This is a genomic window from Micromonospora sp. WMMD730 (assembly GCF_049178955.1).
In the GTDB taxonomy this organism is placed as follows: domain Bacteria; phylum Actinomycetota; class Actinomycetes; order Mycobacteriales; family Micromonosporaceae; genus Micromonospora; species Micromonospora wenchangensis.
Map to the genome: position 1 here is coordinate 222,372 of NZ_JBMHML010000002.1, position 13,029 is coordinate 235,400.

The 13,029-nt window shown below is 73.0% G+C and carries 11 protein-coding genes and 1 tRNA gene; 8 read left to right on the forward strand and 4 right to left on the reverse strand.

Annotation, left to right across the window (positions count from 1 at the left end; genetic code table 11):
• The first annotated feature begins 32 nt into the window (after nt 1-32).
• Nucleotides 33-614, forward strand: coding sequence for a GNAT family N-acetyltransferase (locus tag ACN265_RS01050; RefSeq protein ID WP_421405751.1), 582 nt, complete (start codon nt 33-35; stop codon nt 612-614).
• Here ACN265_RS01050 and ACN265_RS01055 read toward each other — a convergent pair.
• Nucleotides 571-1,119 carry a CGNR zinc finger domain-containing protein gene (locus ACN265_RS01055; protein WP_204927138.1) on the reverse strand — a complete coding sequence of 183 codons (549 nt, stop codon included), beginning with the start codon at nt 1,117-1,119 and terminating at the stop codon, nt 571-573. The two genes, ACN265_RS01050 and ACN265_RS01055, sit on opposite strands and share 44 nt — an antisense overlap.
• An 80-nt stretch (nt 1,120-1,199) precedes the next feature.
• Between ACN265_RS01055 and ACN265_RS01060 the strand changes: the two genes are divergently transcribed.
• The 3 genes from ACN265_RS01060 (at nt 1,200) to ACN265_RS01070 (ending at nt 4,799) form a co-directional block, all read left to right on the forward strand.
• Complete coding sequence (locus ACN265_RS01060) at nt 1,200-2,162, forward strand: EamA family transporter (protein ID WP_420116108.1); 963 nt, start codon at nt 1,200-1,202, stop codon at nt 2,160-2,162.
• Between the two features lie 166 nt (nt 2,163-2,328).
• Nucleotides 2,329-3,018 (forward strand): HAD family hydrolase, encoded by a 690-nt coding sequence (locus ACN265_RS01065; RefSeq protein WP_421405752.1) that lies wholly within the window; start codon nt 2,329-2,331, stop codon nt 3,016-3,018.
• Nucleotides 3,019-3,107: 89 nt separating this feature from the next.
• Complete coding sequence (locus tag ACN265_RS01070) at nt 3,108-4,799, forward strand: S8 family serine peptidase (RefSeq protein WP_421405753.1); 1,692 nt, start codon at nt 3,108-3,110, stop codon at nt 4,797-4,799.
• Nucleotides 4,800-4,959: 160 nt separating this feature from the next.
• Here ACN265_RS01070 and ACN265_RS01075 read toward each other — a convergent pair whose 3' ends face one another.
• On the reverse strand, nt 4,960-6,339 hold the full coding sequence (locus ACN265_RS01075; protein WP_421405754.1) for an endonuclease domain-containing protein: 1,380 nt from the start codon (nt 6,337-6,339) through the stop codon (nt 4,960-4,962).
• A gap of 378 nt (nt 6,340-6,717) precedes the next feature.
• Nucleotides 6,718-7,416 (reverse strand): IclR family transcriptional regulator, encoded by a 699-nt coding sequence (locus ACN265_RS01080; protein WP_421411302.1) that lies wholly within the window; start codon nt 7,414-7,416, stop codon nt 6,718-6,720.
• 132 nt (nt 7,417-7,548) lie between these two features.
• Here ACN265_RS01080 and cysS point away from each other — a divergent pair, with 132 nt between their 5' ends.
• On the forward strand, nt 7,549-8,964 hold the full coding sequence (cysS, locus tag ACN265_RS01085) for a cysteine--tRNA ligase (RefSeq protein ID WP_204924669.1): 1,416 nt from the start codon (nt 7,549-7,551) through the stop codon (nt 8,962-8,964).
• Complete coding sequence (gene rlmB, locus ACN265_RS01090; RefSeq protein ID WP_357925942.1) at nt 8,964-10,109, forward strand: 23S rRNA (guanosine(2251)-2'-O)-methyltransferase RlmB; 1,146 nt, start codon at nt 8,964-8,966, stop codon at nt 10,107-10,109. Before cysS ends, rlmB begins: the two co-directional genes overlap by 1 nt.
• Before the next feature lie 88 nt (nt 10,110-10,197).
• On the opposite strand, the gene ACN265_RS01095 is transcribed toward rlmB, so the two are convergent.
• Nucleotides 10,198-11,289, reverse strand: a complete 1,092-nt coding sequence (locus ACN265_RS01095; RefSeq protein ID WP_420116979.1) for an ABC transporter ATP-binding protein — start codon at nt 11,287-11,289, stop codon at nt 10,198-10,200.
• 365 nt (nt 11,290-11,654) lie between these two features.
• Here ACN265_RS01095 and ACN265_RS01100 point away from each other — a divergent pair.
• Both ACN265_RS01100 and ACN265_RS01105 read left to right on the forward strand, forming a co-directional pair.
• Nucleotides 11,655-11,731: transfer RNA gene (locus tag ACN265_RS01100), tRNA-Thr, on the forward strand.
• A 170-nt stretch (nt 11,732-11,901) separates the two neighbouring features.
• The gene (locus tag ACN265_RS01105; protein WP_421405755.1) at nt 11,902-12,966 is read left to right on the forward strand and encodes a hypothetical protein; all 1,065 of its coding nucleotides are present in this window, start codon (nt 11,902-11,904) and stop codon (nt 12,964-12,966) included.
• The last annotated feature ends 63 nt before the right edge of the window (nt 12,967-13,029 follow it).

Genomic DNA, 13,029 nt, shown 5'->3' on the forward strand with positions numbered 1-13,029 from the left:
CCGGGTGGCTCGCGGGCGGCAGGATCCGGGTCGTGACGGGCACAGACGGGGTGTTGTTGACGACGGCACGGCTGCGGTTGCGCCGTTTCACCACCGACGACGTGGCGCATCTGGTCGAACTGGACAGCGACCCGGAGGTGATGCGGTTCCTCACCGGCGGTCGACCCACCCCGCCCGCCACCGTGCGGGACGAGCAGCTGCCCCGGATTGTCGCCGGCTACGACCGCTACCCGGGGCTGGGCCGGTGGGCGGCCGAGGACACCGCCGATGGTGCCTTTCTCGGCTGGTTCGCGCTCGACCCGTCCGACGACGGCACCGGGCCGGAGCTGGGGTACCGGTTGCGCCGCGCGGCCTGGGGGCGGGGCCTGGCCACCGAGGGCTCCCGCGCGCTCGTCGACCACGCCTTCGCCCTTGCCGGGGTACGCCGGGTGTGGGCGCAGACGATGGCGGTCAACGTGCGGTCCCGGACGGTGCTGGCGAAGACCGGCCTGCGGTACGTCCGCACCTTCCACGCCGACTGGCCCGACCCAATCGCCGGAACGGAGCACGGCGAGGTGGAGTACGAGCTGCTCAGGGGCGACTACCAGCCGCCTTCCGGGCCCGGTAGGCGCTGACCGCGACCCGGTTGCCGCAACCGGCGTCGCAGAACCGCCGGGACCGGTTCCTGGACAGGTCGACCAGCACGTTGGCGCACTCGGGGTGGGCGCAGTGCCGTAGCCGGCCCAGCTCGTCACCCCGGACCAGGTCGGCGACGGCCATCGCCGCCTCGACGGCCATCCGGGTGGCCAGCGGGGCGTCCCGGGGCACCGCGTGCACGTGGTACGGCTCGTCGTCGTGCTTGATGAGCTGCGGCAGCGCCCGGGACTCGCGGAGCAGGTCGTTGACCACGGTGACGACGGTGTCCGGGTCGTCGTCCCAGAGCCGGCGCAGCCGGGGGCGCAGCGCGCGGACGGCGCGCAGCTCGGCTTCGGTGTGCTCGTGCCGGCCGGTCCACTGGTTGGCGGTGACGAAACGGTCCAGTGCGGCGATGTCGGGCAGCCCCTCGCCGTCCCGGTTGTCGGTGTTGACCAGGGCTGCGGCGGCGGTCAGCCCGCACTCGGTGTCATGGGCGAAAAGCAACTTGACCCCTGTCGTCGTCGACGGCTAGCGTCATCGGCGTAATCCTACTTTGCTGATGTCACCTCGCCTGAGGAGTCCCGATGCCGCACCGATCTTCCGCCGGCACCGGGCTGGCACTCGCCCTGCTCTCCGCCGTCACGTTCGCCACCTCCGGCACCTTCGCCCGGTCACTCATCGAGGCCGGCTGGTCGGCCGAGGCCGTCGTGGTCGCCCGGGTCGGCCTGGCCGCCCTGGTGCTGGCCGTCCCCGCCGTGCTCGCGCTGCGCGGCCGGACCGGGGTGCTGCGCCGCAACCTCGGCCCGGTCACCGTCTTCGGCCTGCTCGGCGTCGCCACCGCCCAGGCGTGCTTCTTCAACGCCGTCCGCTACCTGCCGGTCGGGGTGGCCCTGCTGCTGGAATACCTCGGCATCATCCTCGTGGTCGGCTGGCTGTGGCTGGTGCACGGGCAGCGCCCCCGCCGGCTCACCGTCGCCGGTTCGCTGGCCGCCCTGGCCGGGCTCGTCCTGGTGCTCGACCTGACCGGCACCGGTCGGCTCGACCCGGTCGGGGTGCTCTGGGGCCTCGGCGCGGCCGTCGGGCTGGCCGGCTACTTCGTCCTCGCCGCCCGGGTCGACGCCGACCTGCCCTCGGTCACCATGGCCAGTGGCGGGATGGCCGTCGGCGCGGCCGTGCTCGCCCTGCTCGGCCTGGTCGGGGTGCTGCCGCTGCGGGCCACCTTCGGCGCGGTCGACTTCGCCGGCCAGCGCACCAGCTGGCTCGTCCCGATCGTCGGGCTGTCGCTGGTCGCCGCCGTGGTGGCGTACCTGACCGGGATCGCCGCGACGCGTCTGCTCGGTGCCCGCCTGTCGTCGTTCGTCGGGCTGACCGAGGTGATGTTCGCGGTGCTCATCGCCTGGCTGGTGCTCGGCGAGCTACCGGTGCCGGTGCAGCTCGCCGGGGGCGCGCTGATCGTCGCCGGGGTGGCGCTGGTCCGCCTCGACGAGCTACGCGCGGGCCGCACCGAACAGGCGGCGACCCGGACGGACGAGCCGGCACTGACCTGAGCCGTCCCACGGATCGCCGCCGGGCGTGACCGGGTGGTTCCCCGCCGGGTGCTGTCATGGCGGTGCGCTGCCCGGTGCTGCTGAGGGTGGGCCTGTCCGGTGCTGCCGTGGCCGGGGCGGCCTGCTCGGCGTGGCCCGGGTGCGCCGACGTGAGAGGGTGTCGGACATGCTCAGCGTGGTGGTGTTCGACGCCGACGAGACCCTGATCGACCTGCGCCCGGCGGTCACCGGGGCCCTGGCGGCCGTACTGGAGGAGATGCGTCGCCGGACGCCGGTGGCGGCCGGGGTGACCCTCGCCGAGGTGGAGTCCGACTGGCAGGCGGTGTTCGGGTCGATGACCGCCGCGCCGGTGATGGAGATCCGCCGGGCCGCGCTGGCCCGGTCCCTCGACCGGGCCGGGCTGGTCGGTCAGCTCGACGAGTTCGCCGAACTCTTCTTCACCAGGCGCTACGCGCTCAGCCACCCGTACCCCGACGCCCTGCCGGCGCTGGCCGCGCTGCGCGCCGACTTCACCCTCGGTTACGCCACCAACGGCAACAGCCGCGCCGAACGCTGCGGCCTGCCCGGGGAGTTCGCCTTCGAGTTGTACGCCCACGAGGGCGGCCTGCCCAAGAAGCCCGACCCGGCGTTCTACGCCGCGATCGTCGCCGCCGCCGGGGTGCCGGCGGAACGGATCGCGTACGTCGGCGACTCGATCTCCCACGACGTGCTCGGCCCCCAGCAGGCCGGAATGCGCGGCGTCTGGCTCAACCGGCTCGGACTTCCCCTCCCCGAAGGGGTACGCCCCGACGCCGAGGTGCGCACGCTCACCGATCTGCCGGCGGCGCTACGCAGCCTGCAACCGACGAATGCCTGATGCGGGACCAATTCGGATTTGTATCTGGCGGAATCGTCGCCGGTGCTATGGGATGGCTGCCACGTCCCTCAACGAGAGGATCTGATGTGGTGAGCAAGCGCTTCACCGCCGGAGCCGTCGCGACCGCGGCGGCCCTGGCACTTACGGTGACCGGCCTGACCGTCCCGGCGAACGCCGGGCCGACCACCAGCCGGACGTTCACCGTGGTGGCCGAGGACGGCGTTTCGGCGGACGCGGCGATCGCCGCGATCCGTGCCGCCGGTGGCACCGTCGTGTCCCGTACGGACGACGTCGGTCTCTACCAGGTCACCAGCGACCGGGCCGACTTCGCCGGCCGGGTCACCGCCGCTTCCGCGCTGGTCGGCGCGGCCGAGCAGCGGGCCATCGGCCGCAAGCCCAAGCTGGACCGGGTCGCGCAGGAGAACCTGCTGACCGAGACCAGGAAGGCGGCCAAGGCGGCGGCCAACGCCAAGGGCAAGAAGCTGGACCCGCTCGACGACAAGCTCTGGGGCCTCACGATGATCGGGGCCGACAAGGCCCGCAAGGTCATGCCGGGCGACAAGCGGGTCACCGTCGGCATCCTGGACACCGGCGTCGACGCCAGCCAGCCCGACCTCGCGCCCAACTTCAACTGGGCGCTGTCGCGCAACTTCGCCCCGGACATCGCCGAGGTCGACGGCCCGTGCGAGGTGCCGAGCTGCCTCGACCCGGTCGGCACCGACGACGGCGGGCACGGCACCCACGTCGCCGGCACCATCGGCGCCGCCGCCAACGGCTTCGGCCTGTCCGGCGTGGCCCCGAACGTCTCGCTGGTGGAGCTCAAGGGCGGCCAGGACTCCGGGTACTTCTTCCTCAACCCGGTCGTCAACGCCCTGGTGCACGCCGGCAAGTCCGGCCTCGACGTGGTGAACATGTCGTTCTACGTCGACCCGTGGCTCTACAACTGCACCGCCAACCCGGCTGACTCGCCCGAGTCGCAGGCCGAGCAGCGGGCCGTCATCAAGGCGATGAAGCGGGCCCTGAACTTCGCCCACAACAAGGGCGTCACCCTGGTCGGCTCGCTCGGCAACAACCACGAGGACCTCGGCGCGCCCCGCACCGACGTGTCCAGCCCGGACTACGGTGCCGACCCGTACCCGCGCCCGATCGACAACGAGAGCTGCTGGGACTTCCCGGTGGAGGGCCCGCACGTGATCGGCGTGTCCGCCATCGGCCCGTCCGGCAAGAAGGCCGACTACTCCAACTACGGCACCGAGCAGATCTCGGTCGCCGCACCGGGTGGCTGGTTCCGCGACGGCTTCGGCACCGACACCTACCGGACCGACGCCAACATGATCCTCTCGACGTACCCGAAGAAGGTGCTCCAGGAGGAGGGGTCGGTCGACGAGAACGGCAACGTCGTGCCGGGCTTCGAGAACTCGGTGTTCAAGCAGTGCACCACCGCCGGTGAGTGTGGCTACTACACCTACCTCCAGGGCACGTCGATGGCGTCGCCGCACGTCAGCGGGGTCGCCGCGCTGATCGTCAGCAAGTGGGGCAAGAAGGAGGGTAAGGACGGCTACGGCCTGGCACCGGCCAAGGTGGAGCAGCACCTCTACCGGACCGCCACCGAGCACGCCTGCCCGGAGCCGCGTCTGCAGAGCTACGCCAACGAGGGCCGGTCGACCGAGTTCGACGCGTACTGCGCCGGGTCGCTGAACTTCAACGGCTTCTACGGGTACGGCATCGTGGACGCCAACACGGCGGTCCGCAGCCCGCTCAAGCCGAACGTCAACCCCTGACGCCACGGCCCTGGGAGAGGCCCGGACGACCCCGGTCGTCCGGGCCTCTCCGTGTCCGGACCCTTCTGCTTCTGCGGCGACGGGACCGACTCTGCGCGACGGGGCCGATGTTGCGGTGTCGGGGTGAGGGGACAGCGCAACACCGGCCCAAGGGGGCGGATCATCGGCGCCAGCCGCGTTGGGTGAGGACCATGCGTACCTCGCCGGCCACGGCGGGGAAGTCGTCCCTCAGCCGGCGACTGGTCACGTGCAGAACGGTCCAGCCGGCGGCGACCAGGTGGTTGAGCCGGCGACGGTCCCGGTGCAGTTGCTCGGGATCGCTGTGCCAGCGCCCGTCGTACTCCACCGCGACCCGGAACTGCGGCCAGGCGAGATCGGGGTGCAGGACCAGCCCCGACGGCAGCCGTACGGGATGCTGCGCGACCGGCCGGGGCAGGCCGGCCAGCACGAGTCGTACCCGCAGGTGCGACTCGGGCGGTGACTGCGCGGCCGGATCGGCCAGCTCGAAGACCCGGCGGGCCCGTACCCCACCCCGTCGGTCGGCGAAGCGCGTGGCGATCTCGGCGAGGGCGGCCGGGCTGGTCAGCCCCCTGCCGAGCAGCGAGTCGACGATGCCGACCGCCCGGACCGGGTCCAGCCAGGCCGCCGTCTCCCAGGCGGCGAGCGCGGGGGACGACCGGGGCAGGACGGGCGGTGCCGGGTACGGGCCGGTCGTCCGGGGGCGGACGTCCGTCAGCGTCGCCGTGGTGGGCGGGACGGTCCCGGCCGCCCCGAGGCCCGGCCCGTTCCGGGTCGCCGGCCTATCCCTGCCGGTGGCCCCGCCCGCAGGCACCGCCGGTGCGGTGGGCGGAGGCGGCTCGGGGTGCAGGGCCGGTGGGGCGGGTATGCCGGGCAGGAGCCGGGCTGGCGTGGTGATGCCGGTCGATGTGGCGCGGTGTGTTCGACCGACGAGGCGCTGACCACAGGCGTGGGCTTCGCGCTGCTCGCCGGTCGCCGGTGTGGCCTCCTCGGGGAGCTGGCCGGACGCATACGGTTGGGGATGAGCGGCCGACCCGCCGGGGGTGGCGACGCTGTGCACCCGGATTCCGCCCGGGGCACCGGACCACCCATCGCCCGCACCCGACCACCCGCGAGCCGCACCCGACCACCCGCCAGCCGCGTCGGGCCATCCGCCAGCCGCGTCGCGTCGAGCCCCGCCCGCGTCGAGCCGGATCCCGCTGGTGACGGTGCGGCGGGCGGACCGGCGGGAGGCGGACGTGGCCGCCCCCTGGGAGCCGACCCGGGTCGCCCGGGGGACGAGCACGTGCACCTCGTCACCGAAGTCGGCGGCGTGCTCGATCCCGTGCAGATACGCCGCCGACGGACCGGCGACGAGCGTGCCGGCGGGCATCCGGAGGAGGGCGGCGCGGCAGGTCAGGGCGTGGTCGCGGGCGAGTCGGGCATCGGCGTACACGTCGTGGCCGAGCCGGAGCCAGGATGCCCCGCGCAGCTGGTGGCGGGTGAGCAGGCCCTGGCGGATCGCGTCAGAGCCCCGGAACACCTGCCCGACGAGGGCCGCCGGGCGATGAGGTCGAGGTGGCATGACCCCAGCGTCGGACCTCCCGGCCGCTCGCCGAAACCCCTGTGGACAACCGCCCCCGCCCGTGGAACCACCCCCTGTGGACAAACCCCCACCGCACGACACAGCGTGGTAATACCCGGTCCCCGCACCGCCGATGCGCCCCGACCCTCTCCCGCCTGCTTCCGCCCCCCGGTCTCCACGCCCTCACCCGCGAGGGCAGCCGAGGGGGAGAGCGCGTGATCGACTCATGTGGGTCGAAGTTGTGGGGTGGAGGCCGGCGGATACCGCTGTTTCGGCCCAGATGAGTCGATCATCGGCCAGGCCAGGCCAGGCCAGGCCGGGCCGGGCCGGGGACGGTCAGGACAGGGCGGCGGCGATCGTCCGGGCGGCGGTGGTGACCTGCGGGCCGACCGTGTCGACCGGCAGCGGGGCCAACGAGATCACCCCGACACTCGCCTCCAGGCCGGGCACCCCGAGCACCGGCGCGGCCACCCCGTACGCCCCGGCCTGGAGTTCCCCGGCGGTGCTCACCGGGCCCGCGTGACCGGCCCGCCCGGCGAGGACGGCCCGCCCGGCGGCCCCGCGCTCCAGCGGGTGTCGGGCCCCCGGCCGGTACGCCACGTGGAACGACGTCCAGCTCGGCTCGACCACGGCCAGGGCGACCCCCTCGCCACCTTCCACCACGGTCAGGTGGGCGGTCGCCCCGGTCTGTTCGGCGAGCCGCCGCAGCGCCGGCAGGGCCCCCTCGGCCAGCAGCGGCTGGGCCCGTCGGGCCAGGTGCAGTACGCCGACGCCGAGGCGCAGCCGGCCGTCGCCGCCCCGGCGCAGCATCCCGTGTCCGGTCAGCGCGCCGACCAGCCGGTACACGGCAGCCCGGCCGATGCCGAGCCGGTGGGCGGCCTCGGTGACGGTCAGCCCGGCCGACGCGTCGGCCACCAGGTGCAACAGGCGCAGGCCCCGGTCCAGGGTCTGCGCCGTCTCGCCCCCGGCAGGAACCTGAAGCCCCGGCCCGCCCCCCGCAGGCGCGCGCGGGCCGGGCTCGCCGCCGGTAGGCATGCGGCGGCCGGGGTCGTCACCTGCCGGCACCTGGTTGCCCGGCTCGTCGGGGGCCGCCGTCGTCTCCACAGCAGGCAGCGTACGACCCGGCTCGGGCCGACCCGGGGGAGCACGGACAGCTACCCTGGTACGGTGACGCTACGCCTGTATGACACCGCCGCCCGATCGGTGCGGGACTTCGTTCCGCGACAAGCCGGCAAGGTGGGGGTCTACCTGTGTGGTCTCACCCTCCAGGCACCGCCGCACATCGGCCATCTTCGCTCGGGCGTCAACTACGACGTGTTGCGGCGTTGGCTGTCGGCCGCCGGCTTCGAGGTCACCTTCATCCGCAACGTGACCGACATCGACGACAAGATCCTCGTCAAGGCGCAGGAGCAGGGCCGCCCGTTCTGGTCCATCGCGTACGCCAACGAGCTGGTGCTGGCCCGCTCGTACCAGGCGTTGAACGTGCTGCCGCCGACGTACGAGCCGCGGGCGACCGGGCACATCCCGGAGATGCACGAGCTGATCGCCCGGCTGATCGAGACCGGTCACGCCTACCCGGCCACCGACGGGTCCGGCGACGTCTACTTCGACGTGGCCTCCTGGCCGGCGTACGGGTCGTTGTCCGGCCAGTCGCCCGACGACATGCAGTCCGCCGGGGACGCCCCGGAGCGCGGCAAGCGGGACCCCCGGGACTTCGCGCTGTGGAAGGGCGTCAAGCCGGACGAGCCGGCCGACGCCTACTGGCCCTCCCCGTGGGGCCGGGGCCGTCCCGGCTGGCACATCGAGTGCTCGGCGATGTGCCTGCGGTACCTCGGCGCGGAGTTCGACATCCACGGCGGCGGGCTCGACCTGACCTTCCCGCACCACGAGAACGAGATCGCCCAGTCGCAGGCCGCCGGGCTGCCCTTCGCCCGCTGGTGGGTGCACCACGGGCTGCTCAGCATCGGCGGCGCCAAGATGGGCAAGTCGCTCGGCAACGCCCTCGACCTCGACTACGTCGACTCGCTCGGGGTGCGCCCGGTGGAGCTGCGCTACTACTACGCGGCGGCGCACTACCGGTCCCGGATCGACTACTCGGAGGACGCGCTGCGCGAGGCCGCGGTGGCGTACCGGCGGATCGAGGGGTTCGTCCAGCGGGCCGTGGAGCGGGTCGGCGCGGGGCAGCTCGGTGAGCTGCCCGCCGGGTTCGTGGCCGCGATGGACGACGACCTGAACACCTCGGCCGCGCTCGCCGTCCTCCAGGCGACCCTGCGGGACGGCAACACCGCGCTGGCCGACGGCGATGATGTGACGGTCCGCACCACCCTCGCCGCCACCCGGGCGATGCTGGATATCCTCGGCGTCGACCCCCTCGACCCGGCCTGGACCGGTGGCGGTCGCGTCGACGACCTGCGGGGCGTGGTGGACTCCCTGGTCGCACTGGCCCTGGAGCAGCGCGCGCAGGCCCGCAGCCGCAAGGACTGGGCGGCCGCGGACGCCGTACGCGACCAGCTCAAGCAGTCCGGCGTGGTGGTCGAGGACACCCCGCAGGGCCCCCGTTGGACTATTGGAGAGCAGGACTGATGGCCGGCAACTCGCAGCGCCGTGGCCGGCGACTGACGTCGAAGGCGGGTGCCCCCAAGGGCTCCGGCGGCAAGAACAAGGACTCCCTCGCGGGCCGGGGCAAGACCCTGCCCGCCGACGAGCGTCCCTGGCACAAGGCATACTCGGGGACCGAGAAGCTGCCCCAGCGCACCGCCTGGAAGCAGGACAAGGAGCGCCGGGCGGCGGCCGAGGAGGGGCGCGCTCCCAAGATCGGCCAGCCGGGCACCAAGGACACCACCTGGGGCAGGGGCACCCGGGGCGTGGCCCCCGTCCGGTCCGGCGGCGGTGGTCGGTCCGGCGCGGGTGGCCGGGGTGGCGCCGGTGCGGGCCGCAGTGGTCCCCGGGTCGCGCCGGGGCGCAAGTCCAACCCGTCGCGCGACAGTCCGGAGCTGCTGGTGGGCCGCAACCCGGTGCTGGAGGCGCTGCGCGCCCAGGTGCCGGCGACCGCGCTCTACACCGCGCAGGGCATCGACGCCGACGACCGGGTCAACGAGATCACCCGTACGGCCGCCGACCGGGGCATCGCCATCCTGGAGATCAGCCGGGCCGAACTGGACCGGATGACCGGCGGTGTGCTGCACCAGGGTGTCGGCCTCCAGGTGCCGCCGTTCGCCTACGAACTCTTCGAGGACCTGCTGGCGACCTCCCTGGAGCAGCCCGCGCCGCTGCTGGTCGCGCTGGACGGGGTCACCGACCCGCGTAACCTCGGTGCGGTGATCCGGTCCGCTGCCGCGTTCGGCGCGCAGGGGGTGTTCGTACCGGAGCGGCGGGCCGCCGGGATCACCGCGACCGCCTGGCGGACCAGTGCCGGCGCGGCGGCGCGGGTGCCGGTCGCGCAGGTCACCAACCTGACCCGGTCGCTGAAGGCGTGTCAGGACGCCGGCTTCATGGTGGTCGGCCTGGACGCCGACGGCGACACCGACCTGTACGACCTGGAGGCCGCCGTCGGCCCGCTGGTCGTGGTGGTCGGCTCCGAGGGGCGCGGGCTGTCCCGGCTGGTCGGGGAGACGTGTGACCTGACCGTCAGCATCCCGATGATCTCCGACGTGGAGTCGTTGAACGCCAGCGTCGCCGCCGCCGTCACCCTCGCCGAGGTGGCCCGCCGCCGCGCTGCGGAGGGCTGATCCGGCGCGGGCACCCGCGCCCGGGACGAAGACACGACGAAAAGGGGCGGCCCGCCGAAGCGGACCGCCCCTTTTCCGTGCGGTGGGATCAGATGCGGTGACCGGTGGCCGCGTTGAAGACGTGGCTGCGGCCGGCCCGCGGCTTGACGAACACGGTGTCACCCATGTTCGGCATGGTCCGCCGGTCGGTGCGGACCACGAAACGCTCCTCGTGGCCCTCCAGGGCGGCGTGGCCGTAGACGTTGGCGTCCGAACCGAGATCCTCGACCAGCTCGACCACGACCGGCATGCCGCCCTCGGTGGGGCTGACCAGGTCGCAGTCCTCCGGGCGGAAACCGACGGTGACCCGGTTGTCGCCACCCTCGCTGCGGGCCGCCTCGACCTGCTCGCGGGTCAGCGGGATGTGCATCTCGGCGAAGGCCGCACCCCGCTCGTTCAGCGGAACGGTCTTGATGTTCATGGCGGGGGAGCCCATGAAGCCGGCGACGAACACGTTGGCCGGGGTGTCGTAGAGCGCCCGCGGGGTGTCCACCTGCTGGAGGACGCCGTCGAGCATGACCGCCACCCGGTGGCCCATGGTCATGGCCTCGACCTGGTCGTGGGTGACGTAGACCGTGGTGATGCCCAGCTTGGCCTGGAGCGAGGCGATCTGGGTACGGGTCTGCACGCGGAGCTTGGCGTCGAGGTTCGACAGCGGCTCGTCCATGAGGAAGACCTGCGGCTCGCGGACGATCGCCCGGCCCATCGCGACCCGCTGGCGCTGACCACCGGAGAGCGCCTTCGGCTTGCGGCTGAGGTACTCCTCCAGCTGGAGCAGGCCGGCCGCCTCCTTGACCCGCCGGTCGATCTCGGCCTTCGGGGTCTTGCGCAGCTTGAGGGCGAACGCCATGTTCTCGTACACCGACATGTGCGGGTACAGGGCGTAGTTCTGGAAGACCATCGCGATGTCGCGGGCCTTCGGCGGGAGGTGGGTGACGTCCCGCTCGTCGATGTAGATCGCGCCGTCGTCGACGTCCTCCAGGCCGGCGAGCATCCGCAGGCTGGTGGACTTGCCGCAACCCGACGGGCCGACCAGGACGAGGAACTCCCCGTCGCCGATCTGGAGGTCGAGTTGGTTGACGGCGGGGCGTTCGGTGCCCGGGTAGATCCGGGACGCCTTCGCGTACGTGACCGTAGCCATGGTGGTGCGCTTCCTTTCACCGGCAGGAACGTGCCGGACGATCCGAGTGAAGGAGCTGTCGGCACCCACGGTGCCGACCCGCGGACCCCGTCCGGAGGCAGCCTTCGCCGACCCCGGGTGTCATCCGTGTCACTGCACGGTAAACGGGATTTCCAGCTGTGCCAAGACGGGATACACCGAGTGGGACGGACGGCATACGCATTTCGGTCAGGCGGGCACGGCCGGGCATCAATCCCCTCGCCTGACGGGGTTCCGGCGCGTCGATTCGTCGGTGGCGCGGGCACAAGATTGACGTTTTCCATGCTCGGGGACCCTGCCGGCCGGGATTTCCCGACGTCAGTCGCTATGCTGACGTCGCAACACGCGCCCCTGTAGCTCAGCTGGCCAGAGCACTCGCCTTGTAAGCGAGATGTCGCCGGTTCGATCCCGGCCGGGGGCTCCAATTCCACAGCACGGCCGCCACTGGCGTTGCCGCCTGTCGATCCGTCGATAGCGGCCGGCGCACGTTCCTGCGGTCATCTGTGCGCTGCGTGACCGAATGGTCGCTTCCGGTGGATGGATCGAGCTGGTTGAGTGGGAGCACCCCACCCCACCGGCTGAGACGGACTACCCATGATCCTCGTCGCCCCGCGTCGGCTGTGCACCATCCTCACCGCCGGCCTGCTGGCGGCGACGCTTGTCGCACCCGGTGCCGCGATGGCCGCGCCGAGGACTGGCAGCGCCCCGGCCTGCATGATGCATCCACTGCCCCTGCCGCCCGGCGCGAGCCTGGCCTGGGACGCGATGCTCGTCGACCCGGCCGGCCGGTTCATCGTCGGCACCGGCAGGCGGGCCACCGATCAGGGGCAGGAGTCGCTGCTGCTGCGGTGGGACGGCCCGCGCGTCACCGTGTTGACGGGATCACCCGGTCTGCTGGTGGCCGTCAACCGGCACGGCGTCCTGGTCGGCGACAGTTCCACCAGCGCCGGCAACCGACCGTGGCGCTACCGGGACGGCCGGGTGGAGTGGCTGCCCCTGCCGCCGAACGGAATCGGCGGCTATGTCACGGCCGTCAACAGCCGAGGGGACATCGTCGGCTACGGCGGTTACCTGGAGGAGCCGGTGACCCTGCGCTGGCCGGTCGACCGGCCGGACACCGTCGAGGTTCTGGAGCCCGGTGGGATCCCGGTGGCGATTCTCGACGACGGCACCATCGTCGGCGAGGTCCCCGGCGAGGAGGACCGCTCGTCGCCCGGTCCCGGGGCGCGTGGTGCCGGCGGGCGCGGGGTGGCCCCGCCGCCCGTCGCCTGGGTGCGTCGTCCCGACGGGCGGGTCGACCGGCTCACCGCGCCCGGCGCGGTGAAGTCGACGGTACGGGCGGCCCGGGGGAACTGGGCGGTCGGCCAGGTCGCCGACACGGCGGACGGGCAGTACGAGCAGATGGTGCGCTGGGATCTGCGTACCGGGGTGGCGACGCCGGTCAGACCGGGATTGATCGCCATGACGGGCGTCAACGCCACCGGTAGCCTGCTCTCCTACTCGGAGGTCGATCACCTTGATCGCCGGGTGCCGCTGCGCAGTGTCGTCTCGGACCCGGTGACCCGCGTCGTCGCCGAGGCGATCGCCGACAACGGTCTGGTCGTTGGCAGGACCGCCGGCCTGCAGGTCACCTTTCCGGTCCGGTGGAGCGGCTGCTGAGCGTCCCGGATCTCCGCAGGGCCCACCGTCGCCGCTCGCGCGGGACCACGCTTGTCGGTCCGG